This window comes from Lichenicola sp. GTC18331 (assembly GCF_055386855.1).
Map to the genome: position 1 here is coordinate 581963 of NZ_AP045015.1, position 19153 is coordinate 601115.

21 protein-coding genes are annotated in these 19153 nt (G+C 68.2%); 3 read left to right on the plus strand and 18 right to left on the minus strand.

The features are described from left to right. Positions 1-74 precede the first annotated feature (74 nt). Both ACZ5BM_RS02735 and ACZ5BM_RS02740 read left to right on the plus strand, forming a co-directional pair. Positions 75-1499, plus strand: a complete 1425-nt coding sequence (locus ACZ5BM_RS02735) for a sensor domain-containing diguanylate cyclase (protein ID WP_498909816.1) — start codon at positions 75-77, stop codon at positions 1497-1499. Further along, positions 1496-2398, plus strand: coding sequence for a hypothetical protein (locus ACZ5BM_RS02740; protein ID WP_498909818.1), 903 nt, complete (start codon positions 1496-1498; stop codon positions 2396-2398). Before ACZ5BM_RS02735 ends, ACZ5BM_RS02740 begins: the two co-directional genes overlap by 4 nt. A 6-nt stretch (positions 2399-2404) precedes the next feature. On the opposite strand, the gene argB is transcribed toward ACZ5BM_RS02740, so the two are convergent. Genes argB through rpmH form a run of 6 tightly spaced genes read right to left on the minus strand, consistent with a single transcriptional unit; the run spans position 2405 to position 6645 of the window. After that, complete coding sequence (argB, locus tag ACZ5BM_RS02745; protein WP_498909819.1) at positions 2405-3310, minus strand: acetylglutamate kinase; 906 nt, start codon at positions 3308-3310, stop codon at positions 2405-2407. Between the two features lie 41 nt (positions 3311-3351). After that, a complete protein-coding gene (gene yihA, locus ACZ5BM_RS02750) occupies positions 3352-4029 on the minus strand; it encodes a GTP-binding protein (protein ID WP_498909820.1) in 678 nt (225 codons plus the stop codon). Further along, positions 4026-5789: a membrane protein insertase YidC gene (yidC, locus tag ACZ5BM_RS02755; RefSeq protein ID WP_498909821.1), complete on the minus strand. Its 1764-nt coding sequence runs from the start codon at positions 5787-5789 to the stop codon at positions 4026-4028. The genes yihA and yidC overlap by 4 nt, the downstream gene beginning before the upstream one ends. Before the next feature lie 22 nt (positions 5790-5811). Continuing rightward, positions 5812-6045: a membrane protein insertion efficiency factor YidD gene (gene yidD, locus ACZ5BM_RS02760; RefSeq protein WP_498909822.1), complete on the minus strand. Its 234-nt coding sequence runs from the start codon at positions 6043-6045 to the stop codon at positions 5812-5814. After that, the gene (gene rnpA / locus ACZ5BM_RS02765; protein ID WP_498909823.1) at positions 6042-6485 is read right to left on the minus strand and encodes a ribonuclease P protein component; all 444 of its coding nucleotides are present in this window, start codon (positions 6483-6485) and stop codon (positions 6042-6044) included. The genes yidD and rnpA overlap by 4 nt, the downstream gene beginning before the upstream one ends. 25 nt (positions 6486-6510) lie before the next feature. Further along, positions 6511-6645 carry a 50S ribosomal protein L34 gene (gene rpmH, locus ACZ5BM_RS02770; RefSeq protein WP_307137708.1) on the minus strand — a complete coding sequence of 45 codons (135 nt, stop codon included), beginning with the start codon at positions 6643-6645 and terminating at the stop codon, positions 6511-6513. A 240-nt stretch (positions 6646-6885) separates the two neighbouring features. Here rpmH and ACZ5BM_RS02775 point away from each other — a divergent pair, with 240 nt between their 5' ends. Further along, positions 6886-7275, plus strand: coding sequence for a hypothetical protein (locus tag ACZ5BM_RS02775; RefSeq protein ID WP_498909824.1), 390 nt, complete (start codon positions 6886-6888; stop codon positions 7273-7275). A gap of 35 nt (positions 7276-7310) precedes the next feature. Here ACZ5BM_RS02775 and gloA read toward each other — a convergent pair whose 3' ends face one another. From gloA to ACZ5BM_RS02835, 12 genes are all read right to left on the minus strand, one after another. Further along, positions 7311-7700 carry a VOC family protein gene (gene gloA, locus ACZ5BM_RS02780; protein ID WP_498909825.1) on the minus strand — a complete coding sequence of 130 codons (390 nt, stop codon included), beginning with the start codon at positions 7698-7700 and terminating at the stop codon, positions 7311-7313. After that, positions 7697-8563, minus strand: coding sequence for an LpxI family protein (locus ACZ5BM_RS02785; RefSeq protein ID WP_498909826.1), 867 nt, complete (start codon positions 8561-8563; stop codon positions 7697-7699). Before ACZ5BM_RS02785 ends, gloA begins: the two co-directional genes overlap by 4 nt. Further along, the gene (gene lpxA / locus ACZ5BM_RS02790; RefSeq protein WP_498909827.1) at positions 8564-9448 is read right to left on the minus strand and encodes an acyl-ACP--UDP-N-acetylglucosamine O-acyltransferase; all 885 of its coding nucleotides are present in this window, start codon (positions 9446-9448) and stop codon (positions 8564-8566) included. It lies immediately after the preceding gene. 104 nt (positions 9449-9552) lie between these two features. Beyond that, positions 9553-10071 (minus strand): 3-hydroxyacyl-ACP dehydratase FabZ, encoded by a 519-nt coding sequence (gene fabZ / locus ACZ5BM_RS02795; protein WP_498909828.1) that lies wholly within the window; start codon positions 10069-10071, stop codon positions 9553-9555. A gap of 6 nt (positions 10072-10077) precedes the next feature. Beyond that, positions 10078-11199, minus strand: coding sequence for a UDP-3-O-(3-hydroxymyristoyl)glucosamine N-acyltransferase (lpxD, locus tag ACZ5BM_RS02800; RefSeq protein WP_498909830.1), 1122 nt, complete (start codon positions 11197-11199; stop codon positions 10078-10080). A gap of 21 nt (positions 11200-11220) precedes the next feature. Next, the gene (locus ACZ5BM_RS02805; protein ID WP_498909831.1) at positions 11221-12135 is read right to left on the minus strand and encodes an OmpH/Skp family outer membrane protein; all 915 of its coding nucleotides are present in this window, start codon (positions 12133-12135) and stop codon (positions 11221-11223) included. Between the two features lie 4 nt (positions 12136-12139). Next, complete coding sequence (gene bamA, locus ACZ5BM_RS02810; protein ID WP_498909832.1) at positions 12140-14569, minus strand: outer membrane protein assembly factor BamA; 2430 nt, start codon at positions 14567-14569, stop codon at positions 12140-12142. 189 nt (positions 14570-14758) lie between these two features. Next, positions 14759-15880 (minus strand): M50 family metallopeptidase, encoded by a 1122-nt coding sequence (rseP, locus tag ACZ5BM_RS02815; protein WP_498909833.1) that lies wholly within the window; start codon positions 15878-15880, stop codon positions 14759-14761. A gap of 110 nt (positions 15881-15990) precedes the next feature. After that, positions 15991-16482: an RES family NAD+ phosphorylase gene (locus ACZ5BM_RS02820; RefSeq protein WP_498909834.1), complete on the minus strand. Its 492-nt coding sequence runs from the start codon at positions 16480-16482 to the stop codon at positions 15991-15993. Then, complete coding sequence (locus ACZ5BM_RS02825; RefSeq protein ID WP_498909836.1) at positions 16479-16955, minus strand: Xre family toxin-antitoxin system antitoxin; 477 nt, start codon at positions 16953-16955, stop codon at positions 16479-16481. Before ACZ5BM_RS02825 ends, ACZ5BM_RS02820 begins: the two co-directional genes overlap by 4 nt. A 53-nt stretch (positions 16956-17008) precedes the next feature. After that, the gene (gene dxr, locus ACZ5BM_RS02830) at positions 17009-18175 is read right to left on the minus strand and encodes a 1-deoxy-D-xylulose-5-phosphate reductoisomerase (protein ID WP_498909837.1); all 1167 of its coding nucleotides are present in this window, start codon (positions 18173-18175) and stop codon (positions 17009-17011) included. A gap of 25 nt (positions 18176-18200) precedes the next feature. Continuing rightward, complete coding sequence (locus ACZ5BM_RS02835) at positions 18201-19145, minus strand: phosphatidate cytidylyltransferase (RefSeq protein ID WP_498909838.1); 945 nt, start codon at positions 19143-19145, stop codon at positions 18201-18203. Positions 19146-19153: the final 8 nt, after the last annotated feature.

Below are 19153 nucleotides of genomic sequence, written 5' to 3' on the forward strand. Positions count from 1 at the left end.
TCGACGGCCCCGTTCACTAAACGTTTACGCTTGCGGAGGAACAGTGGGTGGAGATGGAGACGAGTACGACACCCATGACGTTCGCGACGATTCCCGCCAATGGCTCCTGGCGCGGCGACATGCCGCCCAATCGGGCGGTTCTCGACGCTCTGGCGGCCAGCCGGGCCCGTTGGCGCGGCATGGCCGAGCTCGGGTTCGATCTGTGCTTCGAGACCAGCGCCGACGGCCGGTTCTCCATGGTCTCGTCCGGTGCGTTCGGCTGGACAGAGGCGCAGCTTCTGGGCCGGAACAGCAGCGCCCTGCTGGAATGGCCGGACGAGACCGCGTTCGACCCGTTCCGGGCGGACTCTCCGGTGCGACGCAAACGGGCCTGGATCAAGCGCGGCGATGGCGGCGTCGCCGCCGTCCTGATCTCCGCCCTCCCCATCCGCGACGCGGCGGGCGAGATCACCGGCATGGCCGGTGCGATCCTGGACGTGTCCGAAACCCAACTGCGCCTGCAGGGCATGGCCGAACAGTTGCAGACCTTCCGCCAGGTCGCCGCGATCAACCGGGCGATGCGGCGCGCCGTGCTGCCGGACATGATGATCCGCCTGGGCCTGGACCAGCTTCTCGAAGCGCTGGGCGGTTATGGCGCGGTGATCCTCGGTATGGACGGCAGAACGTCGCAGGCCGCGGCGGAGGCCGGCCGTCACCCCATGGGCGTTCTGCACCGTGCCGGCGAAACGCTGCCGACGGAGGATCAGGAGGTGATCGCCGTGTGCCGTGCCGCCGCCAGCGCCGGTACGGCACCGTGGTCGCGCGTGGAACAGGCTTTCGGCCGGCAGGTGCTGCTTTCCGCCATAGCCACCCATTATTCGGAGCCAGTGATCCTCGCGATCTGGCGGGAAACCGGGCGCGGCTGGAGCGCCTCGGACGAAGCCCTCGCCGCGGGCGTGCTGGAAAGCTTCGGCGCGGTTCTGGAGCATGATCAGGTGCAGCGGGAGCTGGCGCGCCAGTCCTCAGTCGATGCGCTGACGGGTCTTCTGACGCGCGACAGCTTCATCCATCAGGTCGAGCGACGTTTCGAGCGGCTCGATTCGGAAGGGTTGTTCGCCACGCTGATGCTGGTGGGACTCGATCGGTTCGAAGCCGTGAACCGTGAGCACGGTTTCGAGACCGGCGACGCCGTGCTGCGCTCCGCGGGCATTCTTCTGCGCGACGCCGTACGCCCGACCGATCTGGCCGCACGCCTCGGCGGCGATCTGTTCGCCCTGTGGCTCGATGGCGCGGATCAGTTCGCCGCGGCGGAGCGTGCGGAAGGGTTGTGCAAGGCCGGGATCACCATAGAGCAGGAGACGGCGTTGAGCCTGCGCTTCTCCATCGGGCTCACCAGCCGGACGGCGCGATCGTTCGAAAGCGTCGAAACCCTGCTGGAACAAACCCACGCAGCCCTGAGCGCTATAAAACTCGCGGGTGGTGGGCGCTGGCATTTCTACAACGAGGATATTTCCGCATGAGCACGGTTCTGGTCGGCCGTGCCCAGAAACGGCGCGCCCCATCTCCCGCGATGCCGGTCATGCAGTCGGAAGGCGGGGGGCAGGCAGTGAAGAACAGCCCGCATCTCACACGCGGCAAACAAGCCGCAAACGGCCCCGCTCCGCGTTCGCCGCGCGAGTCGGCCCTGCGTCGCGCGGTCAGGGAACGGCTGTCGAGCGCGCTCGACGCGCAGGTGGTGGCCATATGCAAGCAGGAGATCGAGGACCGTCTCAGTCGCCTCCAACCCTCGGCGCGCGCGGCGATGATCCCCGCTCCATCGGTGCGGGCGGAACTGACGGAGCAGGTCGTCGCCGCTCTGCCCAGGCACGTGATCGTCTCCATGCTGTCCCCGGAGGTCGCTTCCGAGCGTCGCGCCTTGCTGGAATTGTCGGCCGGTCAGGACCCGATGACACGCGAAGCCGCGCTGGACGCTCTCTGCACACCGCAACGGCCGGCCGCCCTGGACGACGCACTCCGGTCGGCCTGCCGCTTGACGCTCGAATCCGGGTTCGCCTTGCACGGTGCCGGCCGGTCGGCGGATCAGGCGGAAACGCGGCTCATCGCCTCTCCATCGCCCACGCCCGAAGCGGCGATGATCTCGGCATTGCGACAGGGCGAACACGATCTGGCGATTCGTCTTCTGTCGGCGCATTCGGCCATGGAACTGGCCCTGGTCCGTTGCGCGATCGAGCGGCTGGATCCGCGCTCCGTTCTGGCCCTGTCCTGGCGTGCCGGCTACTCGGCACGGACCGCCGTGCTGTTGCAGGTGCTGCTGCTGGGTTTGCCGCCGTCTTCGGCCGTGCGCCCCGATCGTGATGGCGGCGCATCCATGGGTCGCGGCGAAATGGCCTGGCAACTGAGCCTTCTCGCCGCGGGCTGATCCGCGTCAGCCGGCGCGGATCAGCGTCCCCGGACCGCCCGTGGTGAACAATTCGAGCAGGCAGGCATGGGGAACGCGGCCGTCCAGGATCACGGCGGCGCGTGCCCCGGCCTTCACGGCCTCGAGGCAGGTTTCGACCTTCGGGATCATACCGCCGGAGATCATGCCGCTGGCGATGCCGCGACGCGCTTCCTCCGCCGACAATTCGGGGATCAGCTGCTTGTTCTCGTCCAGAACGCCCGGAACGTCGGTCAGCATCAGCAGGCGGGTCGCGTTCAGCGCACCCGCGACCGCGCCTGCGGCGGTATCGGCGTTGATGTTGTAGGTCTGGCCGTCATCGCCGATGCCGACCGGCGCAATCACGGGGATCACCCCCGAACCCGACAGCGCATACAGGATGCGAGTGTCGATCGCCGAAGGCTCACCGACGAAACCCAGATCCAGCGCACGCTCGATATGGCTGTCGAGATCGCGCACAGTGCGTGTCAGCTTGGTGGCGCGGATCATGCCGCCATCCTTGCCGGAGATGCCCGCCGCCAGAGCACCGGCCCGGTTGATCAGCGCCGCCACCTGCTTGTTCACCGAGCCGGACAGAACCATCTCGATCACGTCCACCATCGCGGCATCGGTGATGCGCAGACCGTCCACGAAGGACGATTTGATCTGCAGCCGGTCGAGCATGCTGTTGATCTGCGGACCGCCGCCATGCACCACCACCGGGTTCACGCCGACCAGCTTCAGCAGCGCCACGTCGTGGCCGAACGCCTCCGCCAGCGTCGCATCGCCCATGGCGTGCCCGCCATACTTGATGACGATGGTGTCGCCGGCGTAACGGCGCAGGAACGGCAGCGCGTCGGCCAGGACGGAGGCCTGCTCGCGCGCCTTGCGAAGATCGTCGTCGTTCAGGCTCATCGGCAGGCTCCTCGGCAAACGGGTCCGTATCAGGGCAGCGTTCAGACGGGCGGCGCAAGCTCAGCGAGCGACGCGCGCAGTTCGGGAATACCGGCGCCGGTGCCGCTGCTGGTGCACAGCACGACCGGATAGGCGGCGGCATAGCTGCGTGCCAGGGCCTCGGTTTCAGCCAGCTTGGCCGCCAGCGCGCCCGGCTTCGGCACGTCGCATTTGGTCAGCACGATCTGGAAGATCACCGCCGCGCGGTTCAGCAGCGTCATCGCTTCGCGGTCGCTCTCCTTCAGCTCGATCCGGCTGTCGAGCAGCAGCACGACACGGCGCAGCGTGGGCCGGCCGCGCAGGAACTCGAACATCAGCCCTTGCCAATCCTCCTTCACCTGCCGGTTGGCCTTGGCGTAGCCGTAGCCCGGCATGTCGACCAGCGTGATGCGGCCTGCGACGGAGAAGAAGTTGAGCTGCTTGGTACGGCCCGGCTCGGACGAGGCGCGCGCCAAAGCGCGGTGCCCGGTGAGCGCGTTGATCAGGCTCGACTTGCCGACATTGGAACGGCCCGCGAAAGCGATCTCGCCCAGATCGGGATCGGGCAACTGGTCGATCCGCTGCGCCGCGTAGAAGAAGCGCGACTCGCCGGCGAACAGCAGCCTGCCCTGCTCGATCCGCGCCGCCTCCTCTTCCGCGGTCAGAGCGTCCGGAACGAACGTGTCGTCCGGGCCGCTCAATTGCTCACCACGCTGGTCTGGGGCGTCTTGCCGAGGCGGGTACGGCGCTGGATCACCCATTGCTGCGCCACCGTCAGCAGGTTGTTGCCGCAATAATAGATCACCAGACCGGCCGGCTGACGCGCCAGAACGAAGGTGAAGATCAGCGGCATGATCTGGAACAAGCGCGCCTGGGCCGGATCGGCCGGCGGCGGATTCATGCGCTGCATCAGCAGCATCGTTCCGCCCAGGATCAGCGGCCACACGCCCAGATGCAGGAACGGCGTCAGCTTGGTCGGGTCGAACGGCAGCAGGCCGAACAGGTTGAAGATGTTGGTCGGGTCGGGCTCCGAAAGGTCGCGGATCCAGCCGAAGAACGGCGCCTGACGCATCTCGATCGTGACCAGCAGATCCTTGTAGAGACACCAGAACACCGGCACCTGCACCAGCATCGGCAGACAGCCCGCAGCCGGGTTGGCGCCTTCCTGGCGGTAGAGCGCCATCATCTCCTGGTTCATCGCCATCGGATCGCCCTTATGGCGCTCGCGGACGGCCTGCATCTTCGGCGCCAGCAGCTTCATCTTGGCCATGGAGCGGAACTGCTTCACCGCCAGCGGGAAGAACAGCGTCTTCACGATCAGGGTGAACACCAGCAGCGCCACGCCGAAATTGCCCAGCGCCGTGTTCAGCCAGTCGAGCACATAGAAGATCGGCTTGGTCAGGAACGCGAACCAGCCGAAATCCACCGCCTTCCAGAAATCCTGGGCATGGTATTCGCTCTCGTAGGCGTTCAGCAGATGGACCACCTTGGCGCCCGCGAACAGGTGCGTTTCCACCTCGGCGGTGCCGCCGGCCGGCACGCTCAACGGCTGCTGGGTGACGAAATCGGCCTGATAGGTGCCGGCGCCTTCGTTGGGCAGATAGCGATAAGCGGCGGTGACGGCGTCCTTGCGGTCCGGCAGCAGGGCGGTCAGCCAGTATTTGTCGGTGATCCCGGCCCAGGCCCCCTGGTCTCCGGCCGCCTGCGGCGCGCTCCAGGCGGTGCCGCCATGATCGGCGGAACGCTCGCGCAGCTTGGAATAGGACATCTCCTCCAGCCGGCCGCCGGTGACCGCGATCGGGCCTTCATGCACTAGATAGCCGCCGGTCACGACCGGGGTGTAGGAGCGGCTCACACGCGACCACGGAAACAGCGAGACCGGCTGCGCGCCATGGTTCTCGACGCTCTGCTTCACGGTGAACATGAAGTTCTTGTCCACCGACACGAGCAGGTGGAACACCAGACCGGCGCCGTTATCCCAGGACAGCGTCACCGGCGTCGCGGGGGTGAGCGTATCGCGGTCGGCCGTCCACAGCGTGTCGTTGCCCGGCACCTTGGCGTCGCCCGAAGCGCTCCAGCCAAGCTGGATCAGGTTGGGCTGCGGCTTGTTCGCCGGCTCCAGCACCCGGACCTCCGGGCTGTCCGGCTTCACCGTCTCATGATAGCCGCGCAGCAACAGGTCGTCGAAACGCGCGCCGACCAGATTGATCGAGCCGTGCACGCTGTCGGCGTCGATCGGCAGCCGATGCTCCGGCCCCGGCGGCACGATGGCGACGGGCTGCGTGCCGGGCGCGGCCGGATCGGTGCCGGGCTTCGGCGCCTGTCCCGGCGGAGTGTTCTTGGTGGAGCTGGCCGCCTCGTGGCGCAGCGCCTGGTGGTTCTGCTGCGGCATCAGCTTCTCGAAACCGAGAATGATGGCGAACGACAGCGCGAACGCGATCAGGAGGCGTTTGGTGTCCATCGGCGGGCGGACCGTTCTCAGCTCAAGGGGTCGATCGGGAAGGCGGAACCGGATCGTAGCCGCCCGGATGCCAGGGGTTGCAGCGCAGGATACGCCGGAACGCAAGCCCCAGCCCCCGGATCGGGCCATGCAGCTCGATCGCCTCCATCGCATAATGCGAACAGGTCGGCTCGAAACGGCAATTGGCGCCGGTCAGCGGGCTCACGAAAAGCTGGTAGGCCCGGATCGGCGCGCGCAGCAGCGTGCGGAGGATCATGGCGCGTCTACGGCGCTGCCACGAGGCTCGGTGGCGGCAGCGCGAGCGGGTTCGTCCGTAGGATTGCCGCGAGGCTTCGCCGCGACGGCACGGGACGCGCGTTTGATCGCGCGGTCCAGATCGTCCATCAGCGCAGGCAGGGAACGACGGCGCGTACCGTCACGGCCGATCAGCACCAGATCCATGCCCTGGATCGGCTCGCCGGCCAGAGCGCGATTACGGAGCAGCAGACGCGCCGCTTCACGCAGCTTGCGCCGCGTGCGGTTGCGGACGACCGAATTGCCGACCTTCTTGGTGACGGTGAAGCCGAGCCGCGCAGGCGACTGGTCGTCCTTGGGGAGGCATTGCAGCACCATGCCAGGCATGGGCGCCTTGGCCCCCTTGGCGGCGACGCGCAGGAACTCGGCGCGCCGCTTCAGGCGTATCCCGGGAGACGCCATGATCCGGCGTTCCCGGTCCGGCTGTTCAGGCGGACAGCTTCTTGCGGCCCTTGGCGCGACGCGAGGCCAGCACGTTGCGGCCGCCGACGGTGGCCATGCGGGCGCGGAAACCATGGCGCCGCTTGCGGACCAGCTTGGACGGTTGATAGGTGCGCTTCACGGCTGCACTCTCCTGAACAGGGTGGCCCGGCGACACGGCACGGACCGAACGAACGCGGATAACGGAAACACGCCGCTCGCGCGGCTGCCTCCAGAGCGGCGGCTTATAGGCGGTGCAGCGGCGAAAGGTCAATCGCTCGCTTGCGCGTTCGGAGATTCGGAGCGACGCGACGGGAGACCCGGTGTTTCCCTTCCCTCCGACTCTTGAGCCGGACCCCGCTTTTGCCGATGATGGGTCGAAATGACATTCCTTTCCCACCCGACCCGATTCCTGCCGGTTCTGGGGGGAGCGGTTCTGCTCGCCTCAGCGGCGATGCTGGCCCTGGCGGTTCCAAACGTGCTCCGCGCGGTGGTTCCGGCCCTGGTGGCCATGGGCGTCGGACTCGCGATCTGGCGCGCGTCGGAAAGCAGACGCGTGGAGGCCCAATCGGAGGCCGCCGCGCTGGATCAGGCGCTCGCAGCCGCCCGAAAAGCCGCCTCCGAGCTGCGCCACGATATTCGCGGCTCCTTGTCGCCTGCGCTGCTCAACGCGGACCGTCTTTCCACCCATCCGGATGCCACGGTCCGACGCGCGGCCGACACGATGATCGGCACGGTCGAACGAATCGAGGCCCGTCTGCGCGAAGGCTGAGGCCGGAACAGCCAGCCCGGCCCCTGCCGCCGGACTCAGTCGCGCTGGATCAGCTCGATCTTGTAGCCGTCCGGGTCTTCCACGAAGGCGATCACGGTGGTGCCGAACTTCACCGGCCCCGGCTCGCGCGTCACCTTGCCGCCGCCAGCACGGATCTTCTCCACCGCCGCATGAATGTCAGGCATGCCCACGGCGAAATGGCCGAAACCGGTGCCGACCTCATAGCCGTCATCCTCGCCCCAGTTATAGGTCAGCTCGATCTCGGCCTGTCCGGCCGCATTGTCGCCGTAGCCGACGAAGACGAGGGTGTATTTGCCGTCCGGCACCTCGCGACGGCGCAGTTCGCGCATGCCGAGCAGCTGATAGAAGCGGAGGCTGTTCTCGAGGTTTCGCACCCGGACCATGGTGTGCAGGTAGGAACTCATTCGCTGGGCCTCTCGGACAAGGTCGCCGGGTCGATCCCGACGACAAACAATCCGGACCGGTCCGCTTCGCGGCGCAACCCGTCCGGATCGGTGAGAAGGGTACCGCCGGCCTCGAATGCAATCCCCGCCAGCCCCGCCGCCTGCGCGGCCAGCACCGTGCGCGGCCCGATCGTCGGCAGATCGGCACGCCGGTCCTGACCTGGCTTCACCAGCTTTACCAGCACCCCGCCCTGCCCCGGCTGCTTCAGTGAGGCGGCTCGCTCGAGCATGCGATCGGTGCCCTCCAGGGCCTCCACCGCCAGCACCAGCCCGTCCTGCACCACGCAGCCCTGGCCGATATCGAGGCGACCCAGCGCCCGCACCACCGCCACACCTCGGGCGATATCGGCCAGGGACTGATCGTTGGGCGCGTGAAGCCCGAGCGGGCCCGGCCTGCCGACCCCGTCATGCAGGAATTCATGCGCGCCGCGCACGGTGAAGCCTTCCTCGCCCAGCACGCGCACCAGGGCGGCCAGCAGACCGTCATCACCCGCGAACAAGGCGCGGCCGATCCGGGCCAGGATCCGTGTGCCCTCGGCATCGGGGCGCAGATCGCGCAGGGACGGTCGGCGCACGGGGCCGATCAGCACCAGCTCGTCACAGTGATGGGCCCGCAGAGCGGACAGAATGCGCCCCGCCGCGGCCAGACGGATCACCTCATGCGGCCAGGGCGTGATCACGGCGGGTTCCGCGAAATCCTGGAAGGCGACCATGAACACCGCCCTGCCCCGCGCGGCGGCGGCGGCGGCGACCTGTCCCGGCAAGGGACCGCCGCCGGCCAGAATACCGAGCGTCCCCGAACCGGTCGTGCCGGACTGCGACACCTACGCGCCCTCGCTTTCCTCCGAGCCGCCGCGCGTGGCGATGCGCACCAGACCGCGCCGGCTCGGCTGGTCGATGAAGGCGAGGATCTCGGCCACGCGCGGATCGACGCCGTATTCGGCACGGACGGCGGCGAGACGTTCCTCGAACACCGCAATCCCGGCAGTCTGGCGCGGATACAACGTGCGGAAGGCGCGACGCAGACGGTGCATCTCCTCCGCGCCGACGCCGTTGCGGCGCAGCCAGATCCAGTGCAGCCCGACCAGACGCGCGCGATTGCCGAGCACGGAGCCGTACGGGATCACGTCGCTCTCGACGCCGCACACGCCGCCCACCATGGCGGCACGGCCGATACGGACGAACTGGTGCAGAGCCGCCGAGCCCATCACCCGGGCATCGTCGTCGATCACCACATGGCCACCCATGACCACGTTGTTGACGATGATGACGCGGTCGCCCAGCAGACAGTCATGCGCCACATGGGCGTTGGCCATGATCAGGCAGTCGCTGCCGACGCGGGTCAGCCCGCCGCCGGTGGCGGTGCCGCGATGGATGGTGACGTTCTCGCGGATCACCGTGCGCGCGCCGACCACGCAGCGGGTCGGCTCGCCGCGATATTTCAGATCCTGCGGCGCGAGGCCGACGGTGCAGAACGGGTAGAGCGTGGCACCCGCGCCGATCTCGGTGTGCCCGTCCACCACCACATTCGACACCAGGGTCGCACCGTCGCCGATCCGGACATCGGCGCCGATGGTGCAGAACGGACCGATCGTCACGTCGGCGCCGATCCGAGCGCCGGGGGCGACGATCGCGCTGGGATGGATGCCGCCCGTGGTCGCGACATCGGAACGCCGCGGCTGATCGAGCCCGGCGGGATTGGGTTCCATGGTCCGGGGAAACTCCGCTCGGTCTGGCCGGATGGGATCGGCTGATTGTCCTAGGCCGCGCACGCGGCGCGGCCAAGACAAGGAATGTTTCCGGTGTTTTCCGGTCAGCTCATGATCATGGCGGCATAGCTCGCCTCTGCGACGGACACGCCGTCGACCTTGGCCACGCCGCGGAACTTGTAGACATTGCCGCGTTGCCGCTCCTTGACCACATGGATGCGGAGCTGGTCGCCAGGCCCCACCGGACGGCGGAACTTGGCGTTCTCGATGGTCATGAAATAGACCAGCTTGCCGTCGAACGCATCACCCAGGGTCAGCACCACCAGGGCCGCGGCGGTCTGCGCCATCGCTTCGACGATCAGAACGCCCGGCATCACCGGACGCTGCGGGAAATGCCCCTGGAAGAACGGCTCGTTGACGGTGACGTTCTTGATGCCGACGGCGCTTTCGCCCAGCACCACATCGACCATGCGGTCGATCATCAGAAACGGATAGCGGTGCGGGATCGCCGCCATGATGCGCAGGATGTCGACCGTCTGGCCGTCGGCACCGGCGATCTCGGCCGGCACGCCACCTGTCGCCGGGGCCGACCCGGCGCGCTCGTTCTCTGTTGTTCCGTCCATCGGCCTTCAGTCCCGTTTCTCGCCACTACCCGGACCGCTCGGGCTCTCGCCTGCGTCCGCGGGAGCCGGCCGCTTCGACAGCCTCCTCAAGGTGGCGACGTTGCGGAAGAACTCTCGGAACGGCATGGCAGGGCTGCCGATCACATCGGAGCCCGCGTCCACGTCGGCCATGACGCCGCATTGCGCGCCGATCCTGGCCTTCCGCCCGATGCGGATATGGCCGATCAGCCCGGCTTGCGCTGCGATCGTTACGAAATCCTCGAGCTCGGTGGAGCCCGAAATCCCAGCCTGCGCCACGATGATGCAGCACCGGCCGAGGCGGACGTTGTGCCCGATCTGCACCAGATTGTCGAGGCGCGAGCCCGCGCCGATCACCGTGTCCTGCGACGATCCGCGATCGATCGTCGCGTTGGCACCGACCTCCACGTCGTCGCCCAGGAGCACGCGTCCGAGCTGCGGCACCGTCTCGAATCCGGCCGGTCCGACCGCGAATCCGAACCCTTCCTGGCCGATCCGCGCGCCCGGATGCAACGTCACGCGGGCGCCCAGAACGGCATGGCTGACGCTGGCATGGCTGCCGATGCGGCAATCCTCGCCCACCACCACGCCGGCGCCGATGGCGACATGGTTGGAGATGATCGCACGTGCACCGATCTCGGCCCCGGCGCTGATCAGCGCGAACGGGCCAATTTCCGCCGTAGGATCGACCAAGGCGCCCGATTCCACATGCGCCGTGGGATGAATGCCGGGACGCGCCGCGGTCTTGGGATGGAACAAGGCCGCCGCGCGCGCCCAGGCGAGATAGGGATCGCTGGTCACCAGCGCCGACGTGTTCGCGGGAACCTTGTCCGCGAAGGCCGGCGACACGATCACCGCGCCGGCTCCGGTCCCGGCCAGCAGCGGCAGATAGCGGCGATTGTCGAGAAAACTCAGCTGTTCGGCGGTCGCGGCCTGGAGCGGCGCGACCGACGACAGTGCGACCGAAGCGGCGTCCCCGCCGCCAGAGACGACAGGTCGAAGCTCGGCCCCGATATGAGCGGCGATGGCGCCGATCGTATGCGGGCCGGACCGGGAAAAGAACCGCGCGTCTCCCGGTCCGGAAACGCCCTGCGCCTGCGCGGAGGACATGACGTTGCTCCCGCTATCCGCTTACTTCTTCTTCGGCGCGGCCTGCGGCGGAACCGGAGCGGCCACCGGCACGGTGTTCGGCGCCGGACCCGGATTCGCCGTGGTCGGATAGGTGCCGCTCTTGGCCAGCACTTCCGGATCCACACCGTCGGCCGGAATGAACACAGACGGCAGGGTCGCGTTGAGCTGCGAGATCACCTGGGCGGTGATGTCGAAATCCGGGAAGTTCAGCGCCACCTGCTCACGGTGCAGAACCAGGTTCATGCCGCGCGAGGCGGAAACCTGCTTGATCACCTGCACCAGTTCGCGCTCGATCTGGCCGATCGCCACCTGGGCGGCTTCCTGGATGATGCGATTGCGGTCGCGGAATTCCTTCTGCGCGGTCTGCGCACGAAGCTGCAGCGCACGGACCTTGGCCTGCGCCTGGGCCTGGCTCAGCCCGCCCTTCACTTGCTCCTGGATCTGCTTCTCGGTGTCGCGCCAGGCAGCCTGTTCCTTCTGCGCATCCTGGCTCAGCTTGTCGCGGCGGGCGCCCAGCACGCTCTCGACCTGCTGGCCGGCCTGCGACTCGTGCATCACTTCCGGCACGGAGATCACGCCGATCACCGGCGACGGCGGTGCTGCGCCCTTGGGCAGCTCGGCCTGGTTCGGCACCGGCGGCAGCGGCAGGACCGGCTGCGCCTGCGGGCCGGGCGTGCCGCCATCGTCCGGCGCCGGGCTGTCGGGAACGATCTGCGCCGGCGCCGGGGCCGGTGCGGCGGCACGCTGCTCGCGCGGCTCCGGCGCACGGCGATGCGCGGGCTCGGCCGCAGGCTGGGCGCTCTTCGGCATGAAGTAGCCGCCCTGCTGGGCATGGGCGACAGTCAGCGACGCGATCGGGCCCTGCGCGAGCAGAAGCCCCGCGACCAGCGCGGCGCGGGAGGAACGGGACATCATCACCTCAGAATTGCGAGCCGAAGCCGAAGCGGAAGACCTGCTGCTTGTCGCTGTTCTGCTTGACCACGGGGATACCCAGATCGACGTTGATCAGGCCGAACGGGCTCTTCCAGGACACGCCGACACCGGTGCCGACGCGCGGACGGAGATTGTTGCCCAGGATCGCCTGTTGCGGATCGAGCTTGGGATTGGTCGGCAGGACACGCGAGCCGGACAGACCGCCGACGTCGACGAAATAGCGTCCGGACAGGCCGAGATCGGGCCCGACCGGCAGCGGGAAGTTGAGCTGCGTGCTCTGCGTGTAGATGAAGCGGCCGCCCAGCGCGTCCTGCGCCGGATGCAGGCTGGTCGCCTTGGAATAGGGACCGACGCCGCCATCGTAGAAGCCGCGCAGATTGTCGCCGCCGAGATAGAAGTTGTCGACGATGCTCTGACGACCGTGATCGTAATCCACAAGGTAGCCGGTGCCGGCCTTGATGGAGATCGACCAGTCATGGTTGCCGGTGAAGTAGTCGAGCGGGATGTAGTACGACCCGTCGATCTTGCCGCGCACGTATTTCGAATTGCCGCCCAGACCCGCCACGTCGACGCCTGTGGTGACCAGGAAGCCGCTATGCGGGGCGACGCGGCTGTCCCGGCGATCATAGGCGATGGTGGTGCCGATCTGCGACAGCAGCGACCAGCCCCGCTCGGCCTGAACGTACAGAGACGCCGCGGTATAGACGCTCGACACCGAACGATCGGTGACGGTGTAGTTCCAGGACTGCGACAGATAACGGTTGAAGGCGTAGCCGATGCGCGCCGTGCCGCCGAGACGGGTCTCGTAGTAGTTCTGGATCGACGAGCTGTTGCCCGTGGTCTGGATGTTGAACAGGTCGATGCCGGCGACCATGTTGCGGCCCAGGAAATACGGGTCGGTGACCGACAGATCGACCTGGTTCTGGTACTGCGCCACCGTGCCGGTCAGGCTGGCGTCGATGCCCGAACCCACGAGGTTGCTCTGACGGATGCCGGCATTGCCCAGCACGCCCGCATCGGTGGAGTAGCCGCCGCCCAGCGTGATCTGGCCGGTGGGCTTCTCGGTGATGCCGGCATTGACGTTGACACGATCGGGCGCGGAGCCCGGCGCCGTATCGACGTTCACCGTGTTGAAGAAGCCCAGATCCTGCAGGCTCTGCTTGGCGCGGCGCTGCTCGCCCGGGGTGAACGGGTCGCCTTCCGCGAAGCCGAACTGCCTGCGGATCACGCGGTCCTGGGTGATGGTGTTGCCGGCCACGTCGATGCGGTCGACATAGACGCGCGAGCCTTCCGACACGTCGAACAGCAGGTCGACGGTGTGGTTGTCGGTGTTGCGCGCGATCTCCGGACGCACCAGGGCGAACGGCGATCCGGTCGCCTGCAGGCGGTTCTGCAGATTGTCGGAAATGCGCTGGATGTCGTCGCCGTCGTACCACTGATGCTCGTAGATCGGGATGTACTGCTTCAGGCTGTCACCGGTCACATGGCGCAGCGACGACTTCACCTCGATATGGCCGATGCGGTAGCGCGGCCCCTCGTTGATGGTGAAGGTGACGTAGAACGACTTGCGGTCCGGCGAGAGCTCGGCGGTAGCGTCGGTGACGCTGAAATCGACGTAGCCGTTGCGCAGATAGAACCGGCGCAGCAGCTCGGCGTCGTATTTCACCCGGTCCGGGTTGTACTCGTCGGACGACGAGAAGAAACGATACCAGGCCGTCTCCTTGGAGCTCACCACCTGAGCCAGACGGCCCTCGCTGAACGCCTTGTTGCCGACGAACGAGATCTTGCGGATCAGCGTCAGCTCGCCCTCGGTGATCTGGAAGATCACGTCGACGCGGTTATGCGACAGGCGGATGATCTGCGGCGTCACCGTGACGTCGTAGCGGCCCTTCTGGGCATAGAGATCGAGAATCTTCTGCCGGTCGCGGCTGGCCATCTCGGGCGTGTAGACCGCCCGCGCGCGCAGCTCGATCTCCTTGCGGATGTCCTCGTCCTTGGCCGCATGGTTCCCCTCGAAGGAGATGCGGTTGACGATCGGGTTCTCCTTCACGACCACCACCAGCGTGTCGCCCTCGCGATGCAGGGTGACGTCGCGGAACAGTCCGGTCGCGTAGAGGGTCTTCAGCGAGCGGTCGAGCTCTTCCTGGCTGAAGGGCTGGCCGGCCTGGACCACGAGATAGGACAGGATCGTGCCCGTCTCGATTCGCTCGTTGCCCTCGACCTTGATCGACTGGATCGTCCCGCCGGCGAGGTCGCGATCCACCGCGGGATGCGCCCGCGCCGCGCGGTTATGCGCCGCGCGCGCCGCAGCATGGGCGGAAGGAGCCTGGGCGCCGCTTTGGGCACCGGCATGGCCGACGGCGGCGAAAGGAAGCAGGCAGGCCGAGGCGAGCAGAGCAGAACGTTTACCGGACAAGACGACCCATCCCCCAGACACGCTCTCCCCGACGGGGGATCGCCGCTCGCTTTGGTGTATCGCGAAACAGTCCCGCGACCGGGAACCGTTTCGGACCACCCGTGATCGCGGAGCTACCCGAATAACAGAGTGCAGCGCAAGCGGCACCGGCCCGCCCCGGAACGAAACCGCCTCCGGAGGGCATGCACATCACCCGACCATGTGCCTCAGCCAGCCGAACAGCCCGAACTGGGTCAGGTCGTTCAGCGTGGCGAACAGGAACACGGTGGCGATCACGGCGAAGCCGGCACGGAAGCCGATTTCCTGCACCCCGCGTGACACCGGGCGGCCGCGTAGCGCCTCGATCGCGTAGAACACCAGCCTGCCGCCATCCAGCACCGGGATCGGCAACAGGTTGACCATGCCGAGATTGATGCTGAGCACGGCCATGAAGCTGACCAGGCTGGTCGCGCCGGCCGCGGCGAACTTGCCCGACATCTGGGCGATGCGCAGCGTGCCGCCGAACTGCGACATCGGTACGTTGCCCGTGACCATCTGCCATAAACCCGACACCCAGCTTTCCATCACCATCCAGGTGTAGCGGGTGGCGAAGACCAGCGCCTCCAGCGGGCCGACGCGCTTTGGCGGCGGCGGCTCGGCGATGATGCCGAGCTGGCCCATCCGCTCCTCGCCCCGCTCCACCGAACCCAGGGTCGCGCGAAGATCGCGCGCGCTGTCGCCGCGTGTGACGTGTAGCTCGACCGTGCGGCCGGGGCTCGCCGCCACCAGACGCTGCAGATTGCCGAAACTGGCGATCGGCGCCCCGTCCACGCTGCGGATCCGGTCGCCGACCACCAGACCCGCCTTGGCGGCCGGACCGCCCGGCAGCACGTCGCCCACCACCGGCGGCAGGGCGGCGATGTCGGCCTGATCCGCCGGACGGCCGCTGGTGGCGAACACGGCGGCGAACAGCAGGATCGCCAGACCGAAATTGAACACCGGCCCGGCGGCGATCACGATCGCCCGGCTCAGAACCGGCTTGTCGTGGAAGGTGCGCCCCGGCAGCCAGGCGGCGCGAACCTCCTGGCTCGCCTCCTCCGGCCCCTCGAACCCGTGCGGCTTGACGTAGCCGCCGATCGGCAGGGCGCAGAGGCGCCATTCGGTGCCGACCCGGTCGCGCCAGCGCAGCAGCGGCTTGCCGAAACCGATGGAGAACACCTCCACATGCACGCCGCGCCAGCGGGCCGCGAGGTAGTGACCGAGCTCGTGAACGAACACCAGCACGCCCAGAACCAGGGCGGCGGAAAGGATTGTCCGGAGCAGATCGGGCATCGAAACGGGCTTCCTTGAACCGCGGCGGCGCAGGGACCAGACGGTCTCCGGCACGCCGGTCCGCACAGGCTACGCTTCCCGCCCCTCCTGTTCCAGGGCGACCATGCGTTTCATCGTCCGGCCGGCACCGCCAGACGGGTATCGTAGCACCATCGGCGGATCTTGCGCGCAGCGACGCCCGCCATCAGCGGATGCGCCGGGTTCAGCAGGATGTTGCGTTCTTCCGGCACGATCACCGACGGTACGCAGAGAACCGGCGATCGCGCGCTGCGCAGCCATGCCGTGCCGAAACCGATGCTGGTGAGGCTGGCCGGCTCCGCATCCCATCCCACCGGCAACGCGGCCGCATCCTGCTCCTCCCGCGCCGCCCAGACCGGGTCGGGAAGCGCGATCTCGACCAGATAGCGGTTCAACGGCAGGGACCCGGCGCCGAGATGGACCACCGTTTCCAGGCAGGCGAGCGCCCGGCTTTCCGACGCGTAGAGCACCGCGACGCCCGGCTCGTTCCAGCGCCCGCCGGTCCGCTCCGCCCCGGCACCGCTCAGATCGTCGGCGGGATAGGTGCGCGCATCGACGGCGATCCGGAACGCGATCCGGCTCACGCGTAGGCGCCGCTGCCGATCCGGGCCAGGGTGGCGGAAACCAGGGATTGCCCCTCGATGGTGTCGAGCAGGTCGCGCGGCCGGCGGTTGCCCAAGGCAGGCAAAGCCTCGCCCAGCCAGCGTTGCAGCCAGAGCCCGGCATCGAACCCGTCCGGCTCGCCCGCCTCCTCCACCATTGCCTGCACCTGCCCCAGCAGCTTGGCCACGCCCAGCACACGTTCGCTGTCGGCGGCGGCCAGACGCTCCCGGCCCTTGATCTTCCGGTTCAGCGTGGCCGGCGCGATATCGAGCGCACGCAGCGCCTCGCCCTGGTTCTCCGACACGTAGCCGATCACGATCTTGGCGTCGGAGGCCAGGATCCCGGCCTTGATCAGGGCGATCCGGTCCACCGCATCGGCGTGGAAGAAGCCGGCATGGGCCGGCATCCGCCGCGAAGAGGCCTGACGAACGCTGTCCAGCATCGAATGAGACATAGCCCTTGCTCCCTTGAGCAAATCATATGCTCATTCGAGCAATCGAAACAAGATCAGGCCGCGCGCACGCCCACCGTCCCGATCTCGCTTTCGGCCACGCGGCGCGCTTCCGCATCCCAATGCAGCACCGCCTCCAGCGTATCCGCGCTCTGCGCGCCGATCCGGACCATCACCGCTTCCACCAGACGGGCGATGCCGAGGAAACCGATGCGCCGGTTCAGGAACGCCTCCACCGCCACCTCGTTGGCCGCCGACAGGATCGCCGACGCCGCCCCGCCCTCGCGCAGCGCCGTGCGCGCCAGACGCAGCGCCGGGAACCGCACCGGATCGGGCGTCTCGAAGGTGAGTTGCGCGACCTGGGCCAGATCGAGGCGCGGGCTGTTGGTGGCGATCCGCTCCGGCCAGGCCAGGGCATGGGCGATCGGGATGCGCATGTCCGGCGCGCCGAGCTGGGCCAGCACCGAGCCGTCGGCATACTGCACCATGCCGTGCACCACCGATTGCGGATGCACCAGAACGTCGATCCGCTCTTCCGGCAACGCGAAGATGCGCGCCGCCTCGATCACCTCGAGGCCCTTGTTGAACATGGAGGCGGAATCGATCGAGATCTTGGCGCCCATGGACCAGACAGGATGGCGCAGAGCCTGCTCCGGCCCGGCGCGCTCCATCTCGTCCAGCGTGCTGGTCCGGAACGGACCGCCCGACGCGGTCAAAACGATCTTCTCCACCTGCGCCGTTTGGCGATCCGCCATGGCCTGGAACACCGCGTTGTGCTCGGAATCCACCGGCAGCAGCGTGGCGCCGGCCTCGGCCACGGCGCGCAGCATCACGTCGCCGGCAGACACCAGAGCTTCCTTGTTGGCCAGGGCGACGGTGCGTCCGCCGCGCACCGATTCCAGCGTCGGCGCCAGCCCGGCCGCACCGGTGATTGCCGCCATGGTCCAGTCCGCCGGCTCCGCAGCCGCCGCGCACACCGCCTGACGGCCGGCGGCAACGCGGATGCCGGTGCCGGCCAGCGCATCGCGCAGCGCGCCGAGCCTGCCCTCGTCGGCAATCACGGCGGTGCTCGCCCGCAGACGCATCGCCTGCTCGGCCAGCAGCGCCACGTTGGCGCCGCCCACCAGAGCCACCACCCGGTAGCGCTCCGGGTCCTGCAGCAACAGGTCCACCGTGCTGGTGCCGATGCTGCCTGTGCTGCCGAGAATGGAAACGCTCTTCATGGCGATAAAGTCCGGATGGGCGTGATCAGAAAGGCCGCGCGGCGTCGCCGGCGATCAGGCCGGCGCCTGCGAGCCAGAACGGCACGCCTGCGGGAGACAGAAACGAAAGCACGGCGGCGACCGGGGCCGCGGCCAGCAGACCGTCGAACCGGTCCAGCACGCCGCCATGGCCCGGGATCAGCCGCCCGGAATCCTTGACGCCGCAGCGCCGCTTGAAGGCGCTCTCGGCCAGATCGCCGGTCTGGGCCACCAGCCCCACCAGCATGCCCGTGAGCGCCCCGGATGCCGCCAGTCCGAACCCGGACACCGGCAGCGGCGACGGCAGGCAGACGGCCAGGATCGCGCCGACCAGACCCGCCGCCAGCAGCCCGCCGACCGCGCCGGAGCGCGTCTTGCCGGGCGAGATCGACGGCGCCAGCTTGGGACCGCCGATCTGACGGCCGACCAGATAGGCGCCGCTGTCGCTGGCGATCACCACCAGCACCACGAACAGCACCGAGAACCACACCCCGCCCCAATCGGCATCGAGCAGACCGGACCAGCCGAGCGCGTGGCCCGCCGCGCCGGGATGCGCGCCGAACGGCAGTAGGCGCAGCCAGAGCAGCGCCAGACCGGCCAGACCGATCGCCAGCGTGCCGGACACCACCGCCGGGCCAAGCACCAGAGGGGCAAGCAGAACCCAGACCGATTGCCGCCAATCGCCCATCACAAGAGCGGCCAGACAGGCGACCGACGGCCACAAGCACAGTACGATCCCCCGGATCGACCGCAGGGGGATGCGCAGAAGCCCGGCCCATTCGATCCCCGCCGCGACCAGCAGCACCAGCAGCAGCAGGGCGAAGAACGGACCGCCGAACCAGATGCAGAACAGGCCGGCCGGCAGCAGGATCGACGCGGACAGCAGCCGCAAACGCAGATCGCGCCAGTCGCGCGGCGGGCGGGCGGCGGTGTCCGTGCGGGGAAGGATCATTCCGAAAA